The organism is Mycobacterium sp. D16R24 (genome assembly GCF_002013385.1).
GTDB lineage: Bacteria > Actinomycetota > Actinomycetes > Mycobacteriales > Mycobacteriaceae > Mycobacterium.
In genome coordinates this window covers 112,704-135,900 of sequence record NZ_MAEV01000014.1, presented here as the reverse complement: position 1 = coordinate 135,900, position 23,197 = coordinate 112,704, and the positions used below count along the sequence as shown (strand labels likewise).

The following is a 23,197-nucleotide window of genomic DNA, read 5'->3' as shown; positions in this document are numbered from 1 at the left end:
ACGGGAGCGTAGGTCCGCTATTTGTACATCGAAATCCCCTTGTATAGAGACGCTACGTAAAATCGGCGTGTGTCCACCGCCGATGGCCTGACCGCCGACGTACTGACCGTGATCGCGCGGCTTAACCGCTGGGTATCCAGTCAGGCCGAGCTGCCTGTACCCACCGGGCAGGCGCGGCTGCTGGCACTCGTCGGTGAGATGGAGGACGCGCGGATCTCGGACCTGGCTCAGGCCGACCATTGCAGCCAACCCACCATGACCGTGCAGTTGAAGCGGCTCCAGGATGTCGGGTACGTCGAGCGACGGGTGGATTCCGCCGACAAGCGGGCGCAGCGCATCAAGCTGACCGCACGGGGACGCGAGGCTCTTGTTGCCATGCGCGCGCAGCGGCAGAGCGTTCTGGATCCGTGGCTGAGCACGCTGCCGTCCGATGAGCAGCGCACGCTTGCCGAGGCCGCCAGGATCCTCGGAGGCCTCACCCGCCGGATGGTTGCGCAGGGCGGCCGGTCACCAGACCCCGACGACGTATTCCAACAGGGCAAGGGATAGCGCGCCCAATAGCGCGACGACGAACGCGGCACCGACCGTGTAGGGCACTGCGTGGTGTGGTCGTAGCCGTTCCGCCACCAGACCGGCTCCGGCCCCGAAGCCGCCGATGACGGCGAAACCGCCCAGCACCAAGTAGAAAACGGCGCCAAACATCGCTGCCCAGATATTGGCTGGACCGCTGACGTAACCCGTCATCGGCACCGGAAACCGGTATGCGACCACAGTCAGCGCCGCCGCAATAGGACTGAATCCGATCGCGCAGGCGGCGCCCAGTACCGCACAGCGCATGTCCCGTTGCATCATTCGGCCTCGAACAAGTGGCGCAGATAGGAGTGCGGTTCGGAAAGAAAGCGCTGCCAGTGCCCGACCATCTCCAGCTCGTTCCAATTACACTGCTGCACACCATCTTCCCCGAACTCCAGGATGGTGGCGCCAGGAAATGCCGCGAGCACGGGGGAGTGGGTGGCCATGATGACCTGAGATCCCGCGGCGACCACGGCGTCGAGCATCGCCATCAATTGCAGGGACGAGGTGAAGGACAGTGCCGCCTCGGGTTCGTCGAGGATGAACAGCCCGCGCTCCATGTCGCGTTCGGCAAGGAACGCCAGAAACGACTCGCCATGCGAGCGCTCATTGAGCCTGCCGTCGAAGATCTGTTCCGGGGTGCGTTGGTCGACCGTCGTGAACAGCTGGTGCATCGCCTCGGCACGCAAGAAACAGCCCCCTCCCGGACGCGGGTGCTCGGCATCGAAGGTGACGGCCCAGTACAGGTCGGTGTCCTCGGTCCCACCGGGTGCGCCCCAGTGTCTGACGGCATAGGGCAGCCGCGAACGCCACGAAGAGGCCACCGCTTCCAGGAAGGTGGACTTGCCCGAGCCGTTCTCCCCGACGATCACGGTGACGCCGGTGGTCAACCGAAGAGGCTCTCTCGCGATCTGTGCTATCGCAGGGATCTCCAGATACCAAGCATCGGGCTGCTTTTCACGATTGATCGCGATCTGGCGCAGGATCACTCGCCGATGGTATCGGGACTCACCCTTCTCAAGGAGAGGGATATAGTCTGGAGAACGTTCTGAAAAACAGAATTCTCCTATCGCTAGAAACCGTTGGACCTGGGGTTTCTCGCGAACCTACGGTTGAGACATGACCTTGAAAACTCGGTTAACCCACCACTTCGGCATCGAGCATCCGGTGGTCCTGGCGCCGATGGATGATGTCGCCGATGCGCGCCTCGCGAGCGCCGTCGGCGCGGCGGGTGGGTTGGGCCTACTCGGCGGCGGCTACACGAACGAGGCGTGGGTTCGCCAACAGTTTGAGCGGGCGCGCGGCGCCGTGGGATGCGGGTTCATCACCTGGACCCTGAACGGCAACGAGCATGTCCTTGATTTCGTGTTGGAACAGAGTCCCGCAGCGATCTTGCTGTCATTCGGAGACCCCGCGCCCTATGCGCCGCGGATCCGGGCCGCCGGGGTGCCACTGATCTGCCAGGTCCACAACGTCGAGCAGGCGTTCCGTGCCGTCGAGGTGGGTGCCGACGTCATCGCCGCTCAGGGGGGAGAAGCGGGCGGACACGGGGCAGGACAACGATCGACGTTCACCCTGGTGCCCGAGATCGTGGATGTTGTCGCGAAGAACGCGCCTCAGGTCCTCGTGTTGGCGGCCGGCGGAGTGGCCGATGGCCGCGGTCTGGCGGCAGCGCTGGCACTGGGCGCCGACGGGGCCTTGGTCGGCACGCGCTTTCTGGCTGCGCAGGAAGCGGCAATCTCTCCAGCCGCCCAGCAGTCCGCCATTCAGGCCAGCGGCGACGACACCATCCGCCAACACGTCTATGACATTGTGCGCGGCAAGAGTTGGCCGTCCGCGTACAGCGGCAGGGTATTGCGCAACGATTTCGTCAACAGGTGGCACGGCCACGAAGCCGAGCTCGTCCGGCATCTCGACCGGGCCCGTGCCGATTACCAGACAGGTTTGGCCGGTGAGGATTACACCGTCGCGAATGTGATCGTCGGCGAGGGCATTGGGCAGATACGGAGTATCGAAAGTGCCGCCGACATCATCCATTCCATGGTGGCCCAGGCCGCGGCTATCAACCCGACACACCAAGGAGTAAGCCCATGCCACTAGTGCGTATCGACGTCACCTCGGATCGGACGGGCGAACAGCAGCGCGCTATCGCCGACGCGGTGCACGAGGCCCTGGTCGAGGTCTTGAAAATCCCTGTGCGCGACCGATTCCAGATCATTACGGGGCATGACTCGGCGGATATCATCGCCGAAGATGCGGGACTGGGATTCCGCCGATCGGCGCAGGTGGTGATCGTGCACATCTTCACACAAGCCGGCCGGACGACGGAGACCAAACAGAAGGTCTTCTCGGCGCTGGCCACGAAACTGGCGGCAGTTGACGTGGCAGGCCCGGATCTGTTCGTGGCGATCAGCGAAAACGGGCCGCAGGATTGGTCTTTCGGCTTCGGGCAGGCGCAGTACGTCACCGGTGAGCTGGCCGTTCCGGCCGCCGCCAGTGCGTGATCGGCTTCGGACATGGAGCTCAGTGACATCACGCATTTCCTCGCGGTTGCCGAGGCCGGTGGCATCTCTCATGCGGCGAAGCGGCTCCACACCGTGCAGTCGAACGTCAGCACCCACATCAAGGCGCTGGAAGACGAACTCGGCGTCGAGCTGTTTCGTCGGCACGCGCGGGGAGTGACCCTGACCAACGCGGGGGAAGCCTTTCTCCCGTATGCCGAGCGCATCACGGCACTGCTGAGAGAAGCCGCTCAAGTGGTCGGCGATGAGGCCGAACCCACCGGGACGCTGGCGATCGGCTCCATGGAAACTACGGCAGGCCTGCGCCTGCCCGGCATTCTGGCCGCGTATGCGGCGCACTGCCCGCGAGTCGATTTCACACTCACCACGGGTACCACGGCCGAGCTGACCGATATGGTGAACGATCATCGGCTCGATGGCGGGTTTGTCTGTGGCCCTGTCGAGTATGATTCTCTTACAAAGGATTTGGCTTTCGTCGAAGAGCTAGTCCTGGTTACCGCCCAGCACCACAACGATATCCGGGAAGTCTTCGATACGTCGGCGCGGATGCTCGTCTTTCGCAATGGCTGCGCCTACCGCGACAGGCTGCACGAGATCTTTGTCGACCATGGCATCGCAGACCCTCAAGTCCTTGAGTTCGGGAGCCTGGAAGGAATTCTCGGATGTGTCGCGGCGGATATGGGTGCGACGCTACTTCCGGTTGCGGTCGTCACGGCATCGCAGCGTGTCTCCGCAGTGCGTGTGCACCAGCTGCCGCCCGTCCAGGCACGTGTCGAAACGCTGTTTGTCCGTCGTGCGGACTCGGCCGTATCGCCGGCGATGTCGCAGTTCCTGCGCCACCTGCAGCGTGCCGATACACCGGTGATGCTGCGATCGGTCGCGCGGTGATTACTCGTAGCGCCCGTATCCGGTGATACCCGAATCATCGGCGGCCACATAGGTCGACAACCCGACTCCCCTGCCCTCGCCGCCGCCGACCGTGGTCAGGGTGCCGTTGTCATTGATCAGCACGATGTTGACATGCTGGCCCTTCGGACTCGGCTCGTCGTACAACACCATGTCGCCCGGCTTCGGCGCGTACCCGGCGGTCTCGTAGCGCCCTTGATCCTTGAGGTATGCGGTGAGCGTCAACACCCCCGGAATGCGCCAGTTCCCGGAGTTCGGGTTGGCGAACGGCCGCCCGGACTCACGCATCACCCAACTGGTGAAGTCGGCGCACCAGGGCTCGTCGTTGCCCTCGGAGTACTTCACCATCCCGGCCTGCTCGGCGTATTCCTGCCCGAGGATCCGCACCACGGTCGCCCGTCCGGGGGTCAGCGCGGTGGTATCGACGATGGGAAATGCCGGGCTCGCGGTGCGCGCACGGTAGAAACCGATGGCGCCGCCCGCCGCCACCGCCAGGGTCGCGACGAGTGCTACCAGCAACAAGGCCCGGCGGGTCGACAGACGCATGCGATCCAGATTACGGAAACTTGCCGCGGGGCCGCTTCTAGGCAGGGTTAGTCTTCGGCGTCCCACAGTCGCCGGTAGTAGGCCATGCGTTCGCGGTCGTCGACGACGCCATAGGCCTCGAAGAACACCGCATCCAAGCCCTTGCCGTAATTCCATTCCAAGGACCAGCTGGCGACCGCGAGGTCGGCCCAGCGATCGGCAACTCCAGATCACCGAAGTCCACGTGCCCGCACCAGTTGCCCTCGTCGTCCACGAGGGTGGTGGGTGCGCAGGCGTCGCCGTGGCATACCGCCAGGCGGTCGATGGGCGGGTGCGCTGAAAGCTCGTCCGGCTTGGCGATGCGGGCCACGCGATCGGCCACTGACCGGCTGTATGGACAATTGCAGGCTGTCATGCAGCGCCCGCAGCCCGGAAACCTATGGCCCGCACCGCGGGCTCCGGGTTGGCGATCCAGCGGGGCGCCACCGCGCTGTGGCCGGGCACACCGGCGGTGTGCAGCCAATGCAGCGGGCCGTCGGTGTCGACGCCCAGGACCCGGGGAACCGTCGTGTAGTGGCCCGCCCAGGCGAGCTTCTCGGCCTCGACACGCAGGTCAATCGCCGGATGGGGTGCCGATACCTTCACGAATTCACGGCCGGGCCCCGCTCCGATCTGAAACGTGCGACCACCAATCTCGTTGTACCACACCGGGAGTACCGGTCGGCCAGCAGCGATATGTGCCACGATGTCGGGGGTGGTCACCGGCTCGATCGGAATCGTCACGGTTCCAGTCTGCCCGCCATCGATCGGCGGGTAGCGTGCCGAACGTGAACCTCAACCACTTCCAAGCGCTCTACGACTTGTCGGGACGCACCGCCATCGTCACCGGTGGTACCCGCGGAATCGGATACGCGATTGCCGAGGCTCTCGGCGCCTGTGGGGCATCGGTCGTGGTGTCCAGCCGGAAGGCCGATGCCTGTACCGCTGCGGCAAAGGAGCTACAGGACAAGGGGTATCGCGCATTTGGCGTGCCCGCCCACATGGGCGATCTGGGTGATATCGACCGGCTGGTCGCGAGCACGGTCGACGAGTACGGAGGTGTCGACATCGTGGTGAACGCCGCCGCGAACCCGGTCGCGCAGCCCATGGGCAGCTACACGCCGGAGGCGCTGGGCAAGTCGTTCGACGTCAATGTGCGCGGTCCGGTGTTTCTGGTGCAGTCGGCGTTGCCGCATCTGACCGCCAGTGAGTATGCCTCGGTGCTCAACGTGGTATCGGTGGCCGCTTTTCAGTACGTGCCGATGTTGTCGATGTACGCGGCCATGAAGGCCACGCTCATGTCCTTCACCCGGTCGATGGCCGCCGAGTACACCGGGCGGGGCATCCGGGTGAACGCGCTGGCTCCCGGCACGGTCGACACCTACATGCTGCAGCAGAACCCGCAGGAGGTCATCGATGCCATGGCCGCGCAATCCTTCATGGGACGTGTGGCACACACCGACGAGATGGTCGGCCCGGCGCTGTTGCTGCTGTCCGACGCGGGTTCGTTCATCACGGGCCAGGTGATCGTGGCTGACGGCGGTGGTGGGGTTCAGCGTTAGGCGGGTATCCGAGTGCACTGAGCGGGCCGCCAGCGCTAGGCTCGTCACGTGGAGCCTGTCTATGGAACGGTGATTGGGCTTGCCCGTACCGTCTGGGCCATTCAAGGCCTGAAGTTCACCGTTACGGGTGTCGAGAACCTGCCGACTGAAGGCGGGGCGGTCGTGGCGATCAATCACACCGGGTACATGGACTTTACCTTCGCCGGGCTGCCGGCGTTCCTTCAGAAAAAGGGACGCAAGGTGCGGTTCATGGCCAAGAAGGAAACCTTCGACAACAAGATCACCGGCCCCATCATGCGGGGCTGTCGGCACATCTCGGTCGACCGCGTCGACGGTGCCGCGTCGTACGCCGAGGCAGTCGACAAGCTCAAGGCCGGTGAACTGGTGGGGGTGTACCCGGAGGCGACCATTAGCCGCAGCTTTGAGATCAAGGAATTCAAGTCAGGGGCGGCGCGCATGGCCATCGAGGCCGGTGTGCCGATCGTCCCGCACGTCGTCTGGGGCGCGCAGCGCATTTGGACCAAGGGGCATCCCAAGAATCTCGGTCGCACCAATACGCCGATCTCCATCGCGGTGGGCGCACCTATCGAGCCGACGCTGCCGGTTTCGGAGCTCACCGCGCTGCTCCATGCACGCATGCAACACCTGCTGCTGGAGGTGCAGGACGACTACGGCCAGCATCCGGCCGGAGAGTACTGGGTGCCGCATCGGCTGGGTGGGTCCGCGCCGACCTTGGCCGAGGCCGCACAGTGGGATGCCCAGGACGCTGCCGAGCGCAAGGCACAACGCGCCGCTCGCGAGGCAGAAAAGCAGGCCCAGAAAGACAGCTAGATGGAACCGGTTTACCGACTCCTCGAAATCACGGCTAATACGGCGGTCTTCCTCACAGGGACCGTGATCAGATATCGAGGTCTGGAGCAGGTCCCGTCCGGCGGTGGTGCGGTGATCGCGATCAAGCACACCAGTTACGTCGACTTTCTTCCGGCGGGTTTGGCGACGGTCCGCGCCGGTCGGCGGCTGCGGTTCATGCTCAAGGCGGAAATGCAGGAGGTGCCCATCATGAACTTCCTGATCAAACATGCCAAGGCGATTCCCGTCCACCGCAGCGCGGGCCACGGTGCCTATGAGGCGGCGGTGGCCAGTCTGCGTGGCGGAGAGATCGTCGGGGTGTACCCGGAGGCCACCATCAGCCGTAGTTTCGAGCTCAAGGAGTTCAAGAGCGGCGCCGCCCGGATGGCTCATGAGGCCGGCGTACCGATCGTTCCGCTCATCGTCTGGGGGGCTCAGCGTATCTGGACCAAGGATCATCCAAAAGATCTGGGGCACAGCAAAATCCCCGTCAATGTCGCAGTCGGTCCGCTGCTGAACGCGTCCCCGGACTTCGGGCGCACGACCGCCGAATTGCACGACGCCATGGAGCAGCTGCTGACGCTGGCGCAGCAGGACTACCCGGAAGAGCCCGGCGCGTACTGGCTGCCCAGGCGCCTGGGCGGTAGCGCCCCCACACTGGAGGAAGCCGCAGCGCTCGATGCGGCGGAATCGGCAGAACGTGCCCATAAGCGGGCCCAGAAGAAGACAGGGCCGGGCCGCACGTGACTCCTCCCACCCTTATCGCGTCCGACGTGGACGGGACGCTGATCGATTCCGACGAGCTGCTGTCGGCACGCACCCGCGCAGTCATCACCGCCGCGGTCGAATCGGGCAGCACGTTCGTTCTGGCCACCGGCCGTCCGCCCCGCTGGATCACCCCAATCGTCGATGCCCTCGGCTTCGCGCCGATCTCGGTGTGCGCCAACGGCTCCGTTCTGTACGACGCGGACAGTGACCGGATCATCTCGGCGGCCACACTCAGCCCGGTGGAGCTCGCCGTGCTCGCAGAGGTGGCGGAAGCCGCAATTCCCGGGGTGGGCCTGGCGGTGGAGCGGGTGGGCCGCAGCGCACACGACGCCGCGACGCCGCAATTCGTCAGTTCGCCCGGATACGAGCATGCCTGGCTGAACCCCGACAACACCGAGGTGTCGCTGGAGGACCTGCTGAGCTTTCCGGCGGTGAAGCTGCTGGTGCGCAAGGCCGGAGCCCGTAGCTCGGAGATGGCCGAGATCCTCGCGCCGCTGGTGACCGAGGCGGGAGCGGCCATCACCTATTCCACCGACAACGGGCTCATCGAGGTGATGCCCATCGGGATCAGCAAGGCCAGCGGAATCGCTGTGGTGGCGGATCAGGCTGGGGTGCAGCCGGAATCGATCATCGCCTTCGGCGATATGCCCAATGACGTAGCCATGTTGCGCTGGGCCGGGCACGGGGTGGCGATGGGTAATGCGCACCCGGATGCGCGGGCTGCCGCCGATGAGATCACTGCCACCAACGACGACGACGGGGTGGCGAAGGTTCTTGAACGCTGGTGGGGCTGAGACCTTTTAGGTGCGTCCGGCGTTAGGCGGCGGGCGCGAACTGTTCTACCGGGGGAGGCGGGGGAGGCGGAGCCGGTGCGGGCGGCGGCGGTGCTGCCGGTGCGGCCGGAGCTGAGAACTGTTCGGGCAAGGCACTTTGTGCCACTGGTGCTACTCCGAGGATTTCGCGGGTCTCGCCGTTGATCACGCTTGACACCCGGCCGCTGGCCCGGTCGTAGATCAGGGAGCCCTTCTGGAAGTTCTGCACGATGATGTTCGGTTCGCTCACTTCGTCGGTCACCGGGAGCCCCAACGACCCTCGCTCAAAATCTGTTTCGGCCCAGGCGTGGTAGATCGCGCCGACAACGGGATGGGTGCCGGTGCCGGGGGAGAAGTACATGGCGCCATTGCGGAAGGTGGCGAAGCGGGCATCACCGGCAGCCTGTTGCTCAGTGGATGTGGGCGCACCAAGGGAACTGTCGGTGCTGCCCAACCGCGTCCAGGTGTCATAGATGGCGCCGCCGCGCATCGCGTCGACCAGATCAGGGGGCTCTCCGTTGGCGGCGCCTGCGGCGATATCGCGAAGGCGGGGTATCAAGCGGTACGCGGCCTCACCTGGGCATTCGGTGTTGCCGACGTCGCGATGCGTGAAAATCGTGGGCAGCGTGACGATTCTTCCTCCGGGCACGGTGGTGAAGGGGCCGCCCTCCGACGCCAGGTCCACCTGGCCCCGCGGATCCACTCCGGCGAGCCGCAGACGCCAGCCCAGCATGCGGCCGGCGGATTGCAGCATTGCGGGAGAGGGCTCTTCGCGAGTGAAGTCGCCGATCAGCGCCAGCCCCCAGCTGTGCTCGTTGAATCCGCCGGTGTGGGCGCCCTGCACGTTGTTGGTGATGCCGCCGAAACGGCCCTCGAAGATCTGCCCGTACTTGTCCACCAGCACGTTGTAGGCGATGTCGCACCATTTGAGGGTTTTGGTGTGATATGCGTAGATAGCCCGGATGATGGCGGCGGAATCGTACGGCGAGTAGTTGTTGCTTCCGGCGGTGTGGTGGACCACTCCCGCGCGCACGTCCCTGTTGTAAACCGGTGGGCACCGGTCCGATTCGTTGGCTCCCCATTGGGCACGAGTGATGATGCGCGGGCCCGCCTGGGGCAGCGCTATCGGCGCCGACCAGCGCTCTTCGAACCGTGCACCGTCGGGTGGTGCCAGCTTGGGGCTGATCAAGATGGCGTCGAGCCCAGTGGTCAGCGGCTGCTCGATGCTCGCCGGCCGGTAACCCAGGCCGGGGTCGCCGCCGCCGGTCTTCGGCGCCTTCACGTTCGCGCCGTACCGGGGTTGCACGGCGATCTGAGCGGAATGGGTGGAGCCGACGAATACCGGCTCTGTCGCCGCGGGTATTGCCTTGTCTTGGGCCACGGGGTCGCCGGACTCAACGGGGTGGAGTTCGTACCACTGCCCCCAACCGCCATCGGTCTGTTGCGCCCGCACGGAAACGTTGACGGAGGCCAGGTCTTCACCGCGGACGGCGACAAGGCTGAAGGATTCGGCCTGCTGGATATCGTGCACGGTGGCCGGTGTGTTCAGGCCGGGTAGTCCGACCTCCGCGGTCAGGATCTCGTGAGTCGCGGAATTCTGTAGAGACTGCGAGGTGATGGCAGTCTCTTCGGCCTGCTCGGTTTTGAGGTGATCGACCACGCTGACGGTCATTACCGTCGCGGTCGCGGCAAGAGCCAGCGCAAGCTGCCGCCTCATGGGCATCTTGCTGATTCGTACTGGCACGTCGTCTCTCCTGGATCACACCGGACGCGCCGCATGGAGCGAAACGACCACCAGGGATGTTACGTATGGGACAAATGTGACTAGTGATTCGACACGCGTCAATTGTCAATCTTGATATTTGGCGGGTTGGTCACACGCAACGACACCGCAGAGCCTCTATGCCCTGCGGTGCCGTTTCGCTACCTAGCTTGTGTGTCGACCTAGCCGGCCGGCGCCGGAGCCGCCGCGGAGGCGGCCGCCGGGATGGCGCCCTTGATGAGGTCAACCGCCTGGGTGATGCCCAGCTGGTTCACGGCCCCCATCGCGTCGCTGATCAGGCTGCTGCCGCCGCCGAGTCCGCTGGGCGTGCCGAGGCCCGCCAGCGAAGGGTCGGCAAGCGCCGGGTTGGTCAGGCCGGTGCCCAGGGCCGGGTTTGGTGTGATCGGGACTTCACCGGCGGGAGAGGTTAGACCCGCAGTGCTTGCGGCCGGATCGGTCAGCGCCGGGTTCACACCCGTCGCGGGAGTGAGTCCCGGGGTGCTCGCCGGAGCGGCCGGGTTAGTCAGACCCGGATTGGTCAGACCGGGGTTGGTCAGTGCCGGATCGGTAAGTCCAGGCGTGGTGGTCCCGCCCGGGCTGGTGAGTCCGGGGTTGGTCAGCGCAGGGTTCGTCAGCGACGTAGACGGGCTGGTCAGGCCGCCCGGCGTGGTGAGACCACCGGGGGCGAGCGCCGGGTTGGCGCCACCGAGGCTACCGAGCCCGCCACCGCCCAGACCGGGGATGTTGAGACCGGACAGCCCGGGGATCTGCACGCCGAACTGTGACGTCATCTGTTGAACTGCGCCCATGAGCTCGCCGGGGAGATCCGACACGATCGCGGCCTGCACGAATTCCTGCTGTGAAGGCGCGGGCGCGGCGGCCTGGGTCATGTTGGTCGCGAGGGCGATGGCAAACGGACTTGCAACGGCCAGCGCGGCGACCGAGCTCAAGGCTGTCGAAAGCCGGCGGCGGCGACGATTAGGCACGGAAGTCTCCTCAATATCGGGTCGATCACTTATGGTGTACTGCGGTTTTGCGTGTTCTTTCACGGGATTTCCCGTGGGTGTCGGATCGGCGGATCGGCACCGGAACCGTCGCTTTCGATGGTAACCAGAGTTACTGGTGTGACTAGAGGGACGAAACCAAATCGTGAGCCAATCGCGACCGGATCCGTACCTGCGAACCCTTGCGGGCTTGTTCCACGCGGGGCGGATGTCGCTGTCCGGGGCTCGTGGTGCCGGTCCAGTACCCTGACTGCACGTGACCGGAGAAAGCCAACAGTTCGACCTGATCGTCGTCGGATCCGGGTTTTTCGGCCTCACCATCGCCGAGCGTGCGGCCACGCAACTGAACAAGCGGGTGCTCGTCGTCGAGAGGCGTCACCACATTGGTGGTAATGCCTACTCCGAGCCCGAGCCGCAGACCGGTATCGAGGTGCACAAGTACGGCGCCCACCTGTTCCATACCTCTAATAAGAGAGTCTGGGACTACGTGCGGCAGTTCACCGAGTTCACCGGGTATCAGCATCGCGTTTTCGCGATGCACAACGGGCAGTCCTATCAGTTCCCGTTGGGCCTGGGGCTGGTGTCGCAGTTCTTCGGCCGCTACTTCACCCCGGACGAGGCCCGCGCGCTCATTGCCGAGCAGGCCGCCGAGATCACCACCGAGGACGCCACCAACCTTGAGGAAAAGGCGATATCGCTGATTGGGCGCCCGCTGTATGAGGCGTTCGTCAAGGCGTACACCGCCAAGCAGTGGCAGACCGACCCCAAGCTGCTGCCCGCGGGGAACATCACCCGACTGCCGGTGCGCTACACCTTTGACAACCGGTACTTCAACGACACCTACGAAGGACTGCCGGTCGACGGGTACACCGCGTGGCTGCAGAACATGGCCGCCGACGACCGGATCGAGGTGCGCCTGGATACCGACTGGTTCGAAGTCCAGGAAGACCTGCGCGCGCAGTCGCCTCATGCTCCGGTTGTGTACACCGGGCCGTTGGATCGCTACTTCGACTATGCGGAAGGCCAGTTGGGTTGGCGCACTCTGGACTTCGAGGTCGAGGTGCTCGATACCGGCGATTTCCAGGGCACTCCGGTGATGAACTACAACGACGCTGATGTGCCCTACACCCGGATCCACGAGTTCCGTCACTTCCATCCGGAACGGGCCTATCCGACGGATAAGACCGTGATCATGCGGGAATTCTCGCGGTTCGCCGAGGGGAATGACGAGCCGTACTACCCGATCAACACAGAATCCGATCGGGCCATCCTGGCCGCCTACCGTGCGCGCGCGAAGCAGGAAACAGCTTCGGCCAAGGTGCTGTTCGGTGGCCGGCTGGGTACCTATCAATATCTCGATATGCACATGGCGATCGCCAGTGCGCTGAGCATGTACGACAACGTGCTCGCGCCGCACCTGGCCGACGGTGCACCCTTGTCCGGAGGTGACGACAATGAGTGATATTCCATTCGGCCCCATCGATTCGGCTGAATCGCATGCGGTGAGCCTGCTGTCCCGGGTGATCCTGCCCCGGCCGGGTGAACCGCTCGACGTGCGCAAGCTCTACATCGTCGAGTCCGACACCAATGCCAAGCGTGCGCACGCGCCCACCCGCACCACCCTGGAGATCGGCGCGGAGTCCGAGGTGTCATTCGCGACGTACTTCAACGCCTTCCCGGCGAGCTACTGGCGCCGCTGGTCGACGCTGGAAAACGTGGTGCTGCACATTGAACTAAGCGGCGCCGGGCGCATCGACGTGTACCGAACCAAGGCCACTGGAGCTCGAATCACAGTGGGCGGCACCCAGTTCAGTGGCCAGAATGCCGTGATCGAGTTCGAAATCGGCCTGGACGCATTCGAGGATGGCGGCTGGATCTGGTTCGACATCACCTCCGATACCGAAGTCGCGCTGCATAACGCGGGCTGGTACGCGCCGAGCGCTGCGCCCGGCCGGGCCAGCATCACCGTGGGCATCCCCACCTTCAACCGCCCCGGAGACTGCGTGAACGCCCTCAAGGCGCTCACCTCGGACCCGCAGGTGGACAAGGTGATTACCGCGGTCATTGTTCCGGACCAGGGCACCAAGAAGGCCAAGGATCATCCCGAGTGGGCCGCTGCCGCGGGGCCCCTGGGGGACCGGCTGCGAGTGTTCAATCAACCGAACCTGGGTGGTTCGGGTGGCTACAGCCGTGTCATGTACGAGGCGCTCAAGAACACCGACTGCGAGCAGATTCTCTACATGGACGACGACATCCGGATCGAGCCGGATTCGATCCTGCGGGCCCTGGCGTTGAGCCGGTTTGCCAAGGCGCCGATGCTCGTCGGTGGCCAGATGCTCAATCTGCAGGAGCCCTCGCACCTGCATGTGATGGGTGAGATGGTCAACCGCGACAACTTCATGTGGACCAGTGCTCCGTTCGCCGAGTACGACCACGATTTCGCCGAGTTCGCACTCGACGATATCGAGCATGATCGCAGCAGGCTGCTGCACCGCCGCATCGATGTTGACTTCAACGGCTGGTGGATGTGCATGATCCCCCGTGCGGTGGCCGAGGAATTGGGCCAGCCGCTGCCACTGTTCATCAAGTGGGACGATGTCGAGTACGGCCTGCGGGCCAACGAGCACGGTTACGGCACCGCGTCGATGCCGGGCACCGCGATCTGGCACATGGCCTGGAGCGACAAGGACGACGCCATCGACTGGCAGGCCTACTTCCACCTGCGCAACCGGCTGGTGGTCGCGGCACTGCACTGGGACAGCCCGATCCGCGGTCTGCTCGCCAGCTCGCTGAAGGCTACCTTCAAACACCTGCTGTGCCTGGAGTACTCGACCGTGGCCATCCAGAACCGGGCCATTGACGACTTCCTGGCGGGGCCCGAGCACATCGCATCGATTCTGGAGTCGGCGCTGCCCGATGTGCGCAAGATGCGCCAGGATTTCCCGGACGCCGTGGTGCTCCCGACGGCCACCTCGCTGCCAGCCCCGTCCGGACGCCGCAAGGTGCACAAGCCGCCGGTGTCGTTGCCCGCCATCGGGTTCCGGCTCTCCCGCGGTGTCATCCATCAGCTCAAGAAGGAAGACCCCGCGCATCACGTGCGCCCGGAGCTGAATGTAGCGACCCAGGATGCTCGCTGGTTCCTGCTGTGCCGTGTCGATGGTGTCACCGTGACCACCGCCGACGGGCGGGGCGTGGTGTACCGGCAGCGTGACCGCGCCAAGATGTTCGAGCTACTGCGCGCGTCGGTGCGCCGCCACCTGCAGCTGATGCGTAATTTCAACAAGATGCGCAAGACCTACCGCAACGCGCTGCCGACGCTGACCAGCAAAGAGCAGTGGGAGAACATCCTTGGCATCGAGAAGGACAACATGGCGGCTCAGTCGGTGAATCCCGGGGTGAGTGCATGACCGGTCTGCTGCCGGGCGAGGTGACCGCGCCGCAGGGTGAGACCGCGGTTCTGGTCGCCGTGCAGTCGGCCCTCGCCGGTCGGCCCGGGGTGCTCAGCACTGCTCGCGGGCTGTCCCATTTCGGTGAGCACAGCATCGGATGGGTGGCCGCGGCGCTGGTCGGCGCCGCCATCAATAGGCGCGACAAGCCCCGTCGTCGCAGCTGGTTGGCAGCGGGCGCCGGCGCCTTTGGCGCCCACGCCGCCTCGGTGATCATCAAGCGTGTGGTGCGTCGCCGTCGTCCCAGCCATGAGGCGGTGCGGGTGAACGTCAGTACGCCAAGTCGGTTGAGCTTCCCCTCCTCGCATGCCACCTCGACCGCGGCGGCGGCAGTGCTGCTCGCACCGCTGACGGGATTGCCGCTGCCCGCGCTGCTGATTCCGCCGATGGCATTGTCGCGGTTGGTTCTTGGCGTGCATTACCCCACAGATGTGGCCGCGGGCGCCGCGATTGGCGCACTGATCGGCGCGGCCGTTCGTCGGGCGGACGTTCGCCTGGCGCTCAAGGAGGAACAGCGATGAGTGAGGCACCGACTCCTACGGCGGGCCCGCCCAAGAATCTCGTTTCGGGGATCGTCAAGGCGGTGCGCCCGCGCCAGTGGGTGAAGAACGTTCTGGTCTTCGCGGCGCCGTTGGCGGCGCTCGGCGATATCTCGCCGCACGACTACCGGGGCATCTTCATCCGGGTAGCTATTGCCTTTGTTGCGTTCAGCATGGCGGCCTCATCCATTTATCTGATCAACGACGCCCGCGACGTGGAGGCCGATCGGCAGCACCCCACCAAGCGATTCCGGCCGATCGCCGCGGGGGTGCTCCCGATACCCGCCGCGTACGGGCTTGCGGTGGTGCTGGCTACCGGATCGCTGGGTATCGCATCGCGCGTCAACATCAATCTGGTCATCGTGATAGCGATCTACATCGCCATCCAGCTGGCCTACTGTTTCGGCCTGAAACACCAGCCGGTCATCGATATCTGCATCGTCTCATCGGCCTATCTCATTCGGGCGATTGCCGGCGGTGTGGCCGCCGGGGTGTATCTGTCGCAGTGGTTCCTGCTGATCATGGCCTTCGGGTCGCTCATGATGACCGCGGGTAAGCGCTATGCCGAATTGCAGATCGTCGAGAAGACGGGTGCCAAGATACGTAAGTCGCTCGAGGGATATACCTCCAGCTACCTGCGTTTCGTGTGGACGCTATCGGCCACCGCCATCGTGGTCTGTTATGGGTTGTGGGCCTTCGAACGTGACCACCGCGCCGGATCCTGGTTTGTGGCATCGATGATTCCGTTCACCGTCGCCATCCTGCGCTACGCGGTTGATGTCGACGGGGGCGAGGCAGGCGAGCCCGAGGAGATCGCTCTGGGGGACAGGGTGCTGCAGTTCCTGTTCGTCGCATGGATCGGATCACTCGGTGCGGCCTTCTACTTCTCCTGAACGGACCCGGGCGCTGGGCCCTAGCAATGGACTGACCCGCTTCACCATGTGGGTCAGCGTCCTCACCGTGACCGTGCTGTTCGGCTGGGGTGCCTGGCAGCGGCGCTGGATAGCGGATGACGGCCTCATCGTGCTGCGTACCGTGCGAAATCTGCTGGCGGGCAACGGTCCTGTTTTCAATAAGGGAGAACGGGTGGAGGCCAATACCTCCACGGTGTGGACCTATCTGACGTATCTGGGTAGTTGGGCCGGTGGAGGCATGCGCCTGGAGTACGTGGCGCTGACGCTGTCGCTGGTGCTGAGCCTGGCCGGAGTCGCGCTGGCCATCTTGGGTACCGCCCGGCTCTACGCGCCGCTGCTTGCCGGGCGCGCCGCCGTCATGGTGCCCGCAGGAATGCTGGTGTACATCGCCATCCCTCCGGCCCGCGACTTCGCCACCTCTGGCCTTGAAAACGGTTTGGTGCTGGCATATTTGGGTGGGCTGTGGCTCATGATGGTGATGTGGGCACAGGCCGTGCGCATGCCGGTGACCCTCGATCGGCGCGGCGGCCCGCATCAACCGGTGGACCGGCGGATCGTGCATGCCGCCCACAAAGACCAGAAAGATGTTCTGAGCAAGCGGTTTACGTTAGGGCTGGCCTTTTTGGCCGGGCTGAGCGTGCTGATCCGTCCGGAGCTCGCGCTCATCGGTGGCGGCTTCCTGGTGATGATGGTGATCGCTGCGCGCGGGTTCACCATCCGGGTGTACATCGTGGCGGCCGGTGGAGCACTGCCTGTGCTGTACCAGATCTTCAGGATGGGCTATTACGGCCTGCTGGTGCCGAGTACGGCGATCGCCAAGGATGCGTCGGGCTCCAAATGGGGACAGGGCTTCGTCTACCTGCAGAACATGAATTCGCCGTATCTCATCTGGGTTCCGGCGGTCCTGCTCATCGCGCTCGGCGTGGCGGCCTACCAGGCTCGCCGCGGTCAATGGTGGGTGCGTCAGGTGGCCGCCCCCGGATACGGCTGGCTGGCACGTCTTGTCCAAAACCCCACCGCCGTAGTTCTTTTCATGCTTGCGAGCGGATTCATCCAGGGCGTGTACTGGATCCGCCAGGGCGGGGACTTCATGCACGCGCGCGTGCTGTTGACACCGGTGTTCTGTCTGTTGCTCCCGATCTCGGTGGTTCCGCTGGCCGCTCCGGACAGTGCGGCCTTCACTCCGAAGCAGGCTCGCCTGCTCACTGCGGCCACTGTCGGCCTGTTCGCCGGCATTGCCGGCTGGTCGGTGTGGGTGGCCAATTCCCCGGGAATGGGTGGGGATGGCACCAAGGTCACCTACAGCGGCATTGTCGATGAACGGCGCTTCTACGCGCAGGCGACCGGTGTCGCCCATCCGCTGACCGCCGCGGACTACCTGAACTACCCGCGCATGCGTGCGGTGCTGGTGGCCATCGACAACACCCCGGATGGCGCGCTACTGCTCCCGTCGGGGAACTACGACCAGTGGGATGTGGTGCCGGCCATCCCGCCGCCACCTCCGATTCCGCACGGTTATCGCGGGCCGCACGCGGTGCTGTTCACCAACCTGGGCATGCTGGGGATGAACCTGGGCCTGGATGTGCGGATCGTGGACCAAATCGGTCTGGCCAACCCGTTGGCCGCACACACCGCGCGCATCACCGACGGACGCATCGGGCACGACAAGAACCTCTTCCCGGACTGGATGATCGCCGACGGGCCCTGGCTCAAGCGCTACCCGTACATCCCTCGATACATCGACCAGGACTGGGTGGCGGAGGCCGTGGAGGCGCTCAAATGCCCCCAGACTGATGCGATGTTGGGTTCGATACGTCGGCCGCTCTCACCTCGGCTTTTCGTGTCCAATCTGCTGCACTCCGCGGAGTTCACCACCTACCGAATTGACCGTGTGCCGCCCTTTGAACTGGCTCGATGCGGTCTGCCGATGCCGAAGCTGGATACTCCCCCGTACACTGGGCTTCCGGCGACCGGTCCCTAGAGCGTTCCCCGTCGGGGCCCTCCACGCGACAGTGCCGGTGGGTTTCCGTGTCCGAATCGAGATCCCAATTAGGTAACGCCGCGGCCCCGTCACGGCGATACGAAGACGACCGTGTCAGACACTTCAGGCGCAATGTTGCGTTACAGAAGTGACAGTTGTGACTTCCCCCAATGAAACGGATGGACCCCAGATGAGCGTGCGCGTGAGAGCCCGCCGCGTGCTGACGGCCCTGTTAGCGGCGGTTGTGATGCCATTGGCGATGGCTGCGGGTTTGGCGATCAGTCCGGCCACCGCGCATGCGTTTTCGCGTGAGGGACTTCCGGTCGAGTACCTGGACGTCTACTCCAATTCGATGGGGCGCAATATTCGTGTCGAGTTCATGGGTGGGGGACCTAAGGCGGTCTACCTGCTTGACGGGCTTCGTGCTCAGGACGACTTCAACGGCTGGGATATCAACACCGGGGCATTCGAGTGGTTCTATCAGTCCGGAATTTCGGTGGTCATGCCCGTGGGCGGCCAGTCGAGTTTCTACAGCGACTGGTATTCGCCGTCTGCGCTCAACAAGCAGCCGTACACGTACAAGTGGGAAACATTCCTCACACAAGAGCTGCCCGTGTACCTCGCCACCAACAAGCAAATATCGGCCACCGGTAATGGTGTGGTGGGACTGTCGATGAGTGGCGGCGCGGCGCTGATCCTGGCCGCCTACCACCCCGCACAGTTCAGATTCGCGGGCTCGCTCTCGGGATTCCTCAATCCCTCAACCATTTTCATGACCAACGCGATTCGGGTCGCGATGCTCGACGCCGGCAGCTACAGCGTCGACAACATGTGGGGCCCGCCGTGGGATCCGGCGTGGCGGCGCAATGACCCCACCGCGCAGGTCCAGGGGCTGGTCGCGGCCGGAACCCGCCTCTATATCTATTGCGCTCCCGGTGGCTCGACACCGATCGACGAAAACGGCGATGCCGGTGTCGCCCTGAGCGCGAGCAGCTTGGAGTCGCTGGCTGTCAGCGGCAACAAGAGGTTCCAGCAGGCGTATGTCGCCGCCGGCGGCAGCAACGCCACATTTGTCTTCCCCTCGTCCGGGAATCACTCCTGGCCGTATTGGGGACAGCAACTGCAGGCCCTCAAGGGTGATCTGATTGCCACGCTCAATGGCTAGGGTCTCGGAGCACCTTGAGAAGGTCCGCAGGCGCACATAGTGATGATGCTGTCAGGTCCAGCGATGTGGTTGACTACCGCGCGAGTGTGCGATGGGCGTCCATCAAATCCGTTGGCCTGCGCGTGGGAAATCGATTGAAACAGATGGGAAAACGAAGTAAATGAAGCTCTTTTCGAAGATGCGTGGTGTTACCGCGCGTCGACTGGCTGTAGTGGCAACGGCCGCAGCCGTGCTGCCCGGTCTTGTCGGCGTTACCGGTGGCTCGGCGATTGCGGGCGCGTTCTCGCGTCCCGGGCTTCCGGTCGAGTACCTGCAGGTGCCGTCGGCGTCGATGGGCCGCGAAATCAAGGTCCAGTTCCAGCCCGGCGGTACCAAGGCCGTCTACCTGCTTGATGGTCTGCGTGCGCGCGATGACTTCAGCGGCTGGGACATCGAGACCACGGCGTTCGAGGACTACTACCAGTCCGGTATCTCCATGGTCATGCCTGTCGGCGGTCAGTCCAGCTTCTACACGGACTGGTACAACCCGGCCAAGGGCAAGGACGGCGTCTGGACTTACAAGTGGGAAACCTTCACCACCCAGGAACTCCCGGCGTACCTGGCTGCCAATAAGGGCATCTCGCAGACCGGTAACGCTGTCGTCGGTCTCTCGATGGGTGCCTCGGCCGCGCTGACCCTGTCGATCTACCACCCGCAGCTGTTCATCTACGCGGGTGCGCTCTCGGGCTTCCTGAACCCGTCGGACATGAAGTTTCAGATCGGTATGGCCATGGGTGACGCCGGTGGCTTCAGCGCTTCCGACATGTGGGGCCCGGATAGCGATCCGGCCTGGCAGCGCAATGACCCGTTCCTGAACATCCAGAAGATCATCGACAACGGCACTCGCCTGTGGCTCTACTGCGGCACCGGCGACGCCACCGACCTGGACGCCAGCCGTAACGGTTTCGAGAACTTCACCGGTGGATTCCTGGAGGGCATGGCCATCGGGTCGAACAAGAAGTTCGTCGAGGCCTACACCGCAGCCGGTGGCAAGAACGCTCACGTCGAGTTTCCTCCGGGCGGTATCCACAACTGGACCTACTGGGGTCAGCAGTTGCGGGCCATGAAGTCCGACATGGTCGCCTACCTGCAGAGCCACTAGGCATAAGCAGTCAAAAGAGCGGTGGCTACCCCGGTGGCCACCGCTCTTTTCGTCTTTCGCCGGATTGTGTCTCGAGACCACATCGGTCCGGTTGCGGAGGGCCAACATCCGCGCCGGGATGTGTTGACAGCCCTCCTGATGTGGTTGACTACTTCGGGGACCCCACAGGATGTCTGTCGGCCTGACATGTAACGCCGACTGAAGCAGACGGGATACTGAGGTAATGAAGCTCTTTACAAACATGCGTGGCGCAACTGCGCGTCGACTTGCGGCTGTAGCCGCTGCTGCGGCCGTTCTACCAGGACTTATCGGCGTTGCCGGTGGTTCGGCGGTAGCGAATGCCTTCTCGCGTCCGGGTCTCCCGGTCGTGGACCTACAGGTGCCGTCGGCCTCCATGGGTCACGACATCAAGATCCAGTTCCAGGGAGGCGGCTCCAAGGCCCTCTACCTGCTGGACGGTCTGCGTGCGCGCGATGACTTCAGCGGCTGGGACATCGAGACCACGGCGTTCGAGGACTACTACCAGTCCGGCATCTCGGTGGTCATGCCGGTCGGCGGCCAGTCCAGCTGGTACACCGACTGGTACCAGCCCGCCAAGGGCAAGGACGGCGTCTTCACCTACAAGTGGGAGACCTTCCTGACCCAGGAGCTGCCCGCGTACCTGGCCGCCAACAACGGTGTGTCCCGGACCGGTAACGCTGTCGTCGGTTTGTCCATGGGTGGCGCGTCGGCCATCACGCTGGCCAACTACCACCCGCAGCAGTTCATCTACGCCGGCGCGCTGTCCGGCTTCCTGCACCCCGCAGATATGAAGGGGCAGGTCGGTATGGCTATGGGCGACGCCGGTGGCTTCAGTGCGCAGGACATGTGGGGACCGGATAGCGATCCGGCCTGGGTTCGCAACGACCCGTTCCTGAACATCGACAAGACCGTGGCCAACGGCACCCGCCTGTGGATCTACTGCGGTAGCGGCGACGCCACCGACCTCGACGCCACACGTAACGGCTTCGAGAACTTCACCGGTGGATTCCTGGAGGGTATGGCGATCGGCATCAACAAGCAGTACGTCGATGCCTACACCGCCGCCGGTGGCAAGAACGCCCACGTGGAGTTCCCCCCGGGTGGTTTGCACAACTGGACCTACTGGGGCAACCAACTCAAGGCCATGAAGTCTGACATGGTCGCCTACCTGGGCAGCCACTGAGCATCACTGACAATCGCGAAAGCGGCGACCACTTCGGTGGTCGCCGCTTTCGTCGTTTCGGGCGACGGCCGACGGCCACAATCGCGTAACGAATTCTGTGCTGTGACGATCATTTGCGCAGGTGCGGATCGCATCGGTTCGGTAGCCTCGCCCGGGGCTCCCGGTACCGTGGAGCAAGCTGCGAGACCGCACGTCAAGAACGGCCAGGAGACACATGCCCAAGACCTCGAGTAGTAAACGACACCGGATTCTCGGTTTGGCCGCGGCGCTGGCCGTGGCCGTCGTCGTCATCCTGGTGATCGCGATCGTCGTTGTCATCGTCCGCAGGCCTGACGACGTCACGCCCCCGGCGGGGCAGGTGACGACGACGACACCGCCGTTGACCCGGCCCGGGCAGAAACCCCGGCCTGCCTTCCAGAGCGCCGACTGCCCTGATGTGCAGACGCTCGTCATCCCCGGCACGTGGGAGTCGTCGGTCACCGAGGATCCGCTCAATCCCACGCAGTTCCCGCGCTCGCTGCTGCTGAACGTCTCGCGGCCGATCACTGAGAAGTTCGACAAGGCCCGGTTGGAGACGTGGACGGTGCCGTACACCGCCCAGTTCCACAACCCGTTCGCCAATGACAACCAGATGTCCTACAACGACAGCCGCAAGGAAGGTACGGACCGCGCGGTCAAGCAGCTGTCCGAGATGTACGACCGCTGCCCGCTCACCAGCTACGTTCTGATTGGTTTCTCGCAAGGTGCGGTGATCGCCGGTGACATCGCCAACCAGATCGGAAACGGCGAGGGACCGGTCGATCAGGACCTGGTGCTTGGCGTGACATTGATCGCAGACGGCCGCCGTCAGGACGGGGTCGGGCTCTCGCCCGGACCCAACCCGCCCGGACAGGGTGCTGAGGTCACGCTCGGCGATCTAGGGGTGCTGGATTCGTTCGGTCTGAAGATGTCGGGTCCGCGTCCCGGAGGATTTGGTGAGCTCAGCGACCGCACCAATCAGATCTGCGGTACCGGGGATCTGATCTGCGCGGCGCCGCCGGACGCCTTCAACATCTCCAACCTGGGCAAGACGCTGGACATTCTGTCCGGCGGCGCGGGTGCACCCGTACACGCGCTGTATGCCACGCCGGAGTTTTGGCAGATCGATGGTCAGCCGGCGACGGTATGGACCACCAGCTGGGCCGAGGGGCTCATCGAGAAGGCGCCCCATCCGAAGCACGGCTGACAGGCCTCGATGTCATCTTCGCAACAGGGCGCCGAGATATTTGGCGGGCACGGTACGCTCGCCTAAGATTAAGAGAAAAATAAGACTGTAAGCCGTTCGCGGGGTCGCGGGATTTTGGCTGGCCGACGCCGACCGATAATCTCGTCGCGAATGGCCGCCTGAGCTGCCGTAGTACGCGATCGCCTCTCGGTACCATCATCGAGGATTTGACGTTCGCGATGACGCGTGCTCGCGAATGCCTCAGGCCCGCGAAACGCGCA

22 protein-coding genes and 1 pseudogene are annotated in these 23,197 nt (G+C 64.4%); 17 read left to right on the top strand and 6 right to left on the bottom strand.

The features are described from left to right. The first annotated feature begins 69 nt into the window (after positions 1–69). Positions 70–549, top strand: coding sequence for a MarR family winged helix-turn-helix transcriptional regulator (locus tag B4383_RS13185; RefSeq protein WP_078290747.1), 480 nt, complete (start codon positions 70–72; stop codon positions 547–549). On the opposite strand, the gene B4383_RS13180 is transcribed toward B4383_RS13185, so the two are convergent. Next, complete coding sequence (locus B4383_RS13180; protein WP_139360744.1) at positions 508–852, bottom strand: hypothetical protein; 345 nt, start codon at positions 850–852, stop codon at positions 508–510. The two genes, B4383_RS13185 and B4383_RS13180, sit on opposite strands and share 42 nt — an antisense overlap. Beyond that, the gene (locus B4383_RS13175; protein ID WP_078290745.1) at positions 849–1,562 is read right to left on the bottom strand and encodes an AAA family ATPase; all 714 of its coding nucleotides are present in this window, start codon (positions 1,560–1,562) and stop codon (positions 849–851) included. The genes B4383_RS13180 and B4383_RS13175 overlap by 4 nt, the downstream gene beginning before the upstream one ends. 130 nt (positions 1,563–1,692) lie before the next feature. On the opposite strand from B4383_RS13175, the gene B4383_RS13170 reads away from it, so the two are divergent. The 3 genes from B4383_RS13170 to B4383_RS13160 are packed head-to-tail and all read left to right on the top strand — an operon-like array spanning position 1,693 to position 3,983. Further along, complete coding sequence (locus B4383_RS13170) at positions 1,693–2,673, top strand: nitronate monooxygenase (RefSeq protein WP_078290744.1); 981 nt, start codon at positions 1,693–1,695, stop codon at positions 2,671–2,673. Then, positions 2,664–3,077: a tautomerase family protein gene (locus B4383_RS13165; protein WP_078290743.1), complete on the top strand. Its 414-nt coding sequence runs from the start codon at positions 2,664–2,666 to the stop codon at positions 3,075–3,077. Before B4383_RS13170 ends, B4383_RS13165 begins: the two co-directional genes overlap by 10 nt. A 12-nt stretch (positions 3,078–3,089) precedes the next feature. Beyond that, positions 3,090–3,983, top strand: coding sequence for a LysR family transcriptional regulator (locus B4383_RS13160; RefSeq protein ID WP_078290742.1), 894 nt, complete (start codon positions 3,090–3,092; stop codon positions 3,981–3,983). Here B4383_RS13160 and B4383_RS13155 read toward each other — a convergent pair whose 3' ends face one another. Together B4383_RS13155 and B4383_RS13150 are read right to left on the bottom strand one after the other, a co-directional pair. Continuing rightward, complete coding sequence (locus tag B4383_RS13155) at positions 3,984–4,547, bottom strand: CHAP domain-containing protein (RefSeq protein WP_078290741.1); 564 nt, start codon at positions 4,545–4,547, stop codon at positions 3,984–3,986. A 47-nt stretch (positions 4,548–4,594) separates the two neighbouring features. Next, positions 4,595–5,309: pseudogene (locus tag B4383_RS13150) on the bottom strand (aminoglycoside 3'-phosphotransferase). Between the two features lie 44 nt (positions 5,310–5,353). On the opposite strand from B4383_RS13150, the gene B4383_RS13145 reads away from it, so the two are divergent. The 4 genes from B4383_RS13145 to B4383_RS13130 are packed head-to-tail and all read left to right on the top strand — an operon-like array spanning position 5,354 to position 8,538. Next, positions 5,354–6,127, top strand: coding sequence for an SDR family oxidoreductase (locus B4383_RS13145; protein ID WP_078290832.1), 774 nt, complete (start codon positions 5,354–5,356; stop codon positions 6,125–6,127). 48 nt (positions 6,128–6,175) lie between these two features. After that, positions 6,176–6,958: a lysophospholipid acyltransferase family protein gene (locus tag B4383_RS13140; RefSeq protein ID WP_078290740.1), complete on the top strand. Its 783-nt coding sequence runs from the start codon at positions 6,176–6,178 to the stop codon at positions 6,956–6,958. Next, complete coding sequence (locus B4383_RS13135; RefSeq protein ID WP_078290739.1) at positions 6,959–7,723, top strand: 1-acyl-sn-glycerol-3-phosphate acyltransferase; 765 nt, start codon at positions 6,959–6,961, stop codon at positions 7,721–7,723. It begins immediately after the preceding gene. Further along, positions 7,720–8,538, top strand: coding sequence for a Cof-type HAD-IIB family hydrolase (locus B4383_RS13130; RefSeq protein WP_078290738.1), 819 nt, complete (start codon positions 7,720–7,722; stop codon positions 8,536–8,538). The genes B4383_RS13135 and B4383_RS13130 overlap by 4 nt, the downstream gene beginning before the upstream one ends. A 22-nt stretch (positions 8,539–8,560) precedes the next feature. Here the strand turns inward: B4383_RS13130 and B4383_RS13125 are convergent, their stop codons facing one another. Next, positions 8,561–10,300, bottom strand: coding sequence for an N-acetylmuramoyl-L-alanine amidase (locus B4383_RS13125; RefSeq protein WP_078290737.1), 1,740 nt, complete (start codon positions 10,298–10,300; stop codon positions 8,561–8,563). Positions 10,301–10,500: 200 nt separating this feature from the next. Continuing rightward, positions 10,501–11,304, bottom strand: a complete 804-nt coding sequence (locus B4383_RS13120; RefSeq protein ID WP_078290736.1) for a hypothetical protein — start codon at positions 11,302–11,304, stop codon at positions 10,501–10,503. A gap of 274 nt (positions 11,305–11,578) precedes the next feature. Here B4383_RS13120 and glf point away from each other — a divergent pair, with 274 nt between their 5' ends. The 9 genes from glf (at position 11,579) to B4383_RS13075 (ending at position 22,937) form a co-directional block, all read left to right on the top strand. Next, a complete protein-coding gene (gene glf, locus B4383_RS13115) occupies positions 11,579–12,784 on the top strand; it encodes a UDP-galactopyranose mutase (protein ID WP_078290735.1) in 1,206 nt (401 codons plus the stop codon). Further along, positions 12,777–14,729 (top strand): glycosyltransferase, encoded by a 1,953-nt coding sequence (locus tag B4383_RS13110; protein WP_078290734.1) that lies wholly within the window; start codon positions 12,777–12,779, stop codon positions 14,727–14,729. The genes glf and B4383_RS13110 overlap by 8 nt, the downstream gene beginning before the upstream one ends. Next, positions 14,726–15,289, top strand: coding sequence for a phosphatase PAP2 family protein (locus B4383_RS13105; protein ID WP_078290733.1), 564 nt, complete (start codon positions 14,726–14,728; stop codon positions 15,287–15,289). The genes B4383_RS13110 and B4383_RS13105 overlap by 4 nt, the downstream gene beginning before the upstream one ends. Beyond that, the gene (locus tag B4383_RS13100; RefSeq protein ID WP_078290732.1) at positions 15,286–16,200 is read left to right on the top strand and encodes a decaprenyl-phosphate phosphoribosyltransferase; all 915 of its coding nucleotides are present in this window, start codon (positions 15,286–15,288) and stop codon (positions 16,198–16,200) included. Before B4383_RS13105 ends, B4383_RS13100 begins: the two co-directional genes overlap by 4 nt. 13 nt (positions 16,201–16,213) lie before the next feature. Next, positions 16,214–18,202 carry a flagellar motor control protein ZomB gene (zomB, locus tag B4383_RS13095; protein WP_078290830.1) on the top strand — a complete coding sequence of 663 codons (1,989 nt, stop codon included), beginning with the start codon at positions 16,214–16,216 and terminating at the stop codon, positions 18,200–18,202. Positions 18,203–18,392: 190 nt separating this feature from the next. After that, entirely contained in the window at positions 18,393–19,367 is a 975-nt protein-coding gene (locus tag B4383_RS13090; protein WP_078290731.1) for an alpha/beta hydrolase family protein, read from the top strand. A 160-nt stretch (positions 19,368–19,527) separates the two neighbouring features. Beyond that, on the top strand, positions 19,528–20,508 hold the full coding sequence (locus B4383_RS13085) for an alpha/beta hydrolase family protein (RefSeq protein ID WP_078290730.1): 981 nt from the start codon (positions 19,528–19,530) through the stop codon (positions 20,506–20,508). 223 nt (positions 20,509–20,731) lie between these two features. Beyond that, positions 20,732–21,712 (top strand): alpha/beta hydrolase family protein, encoded by a 981-nt coding sequence (locus B4383_RS13080; RefSeq protein WP_078290729.1) that lies wholly within the window; start codon positions 20,732–20,734, stop codon positions 21,710–21,712. A gap of 214 nt (positions 21,713–21,926) precedes the next feature. Next, on the top strand, positions 21,927–22,937 hold the full coding sequence (locus B4383_RS13075; protein ID WP_078290728.1) for a cutinase family protein: 1,011 nt from the start codon (positions 21,927–21,929) through the stop codon (positions 22,935–22,937). Positions 22,938–23,197: the final 260 nt, after the last annotated feature.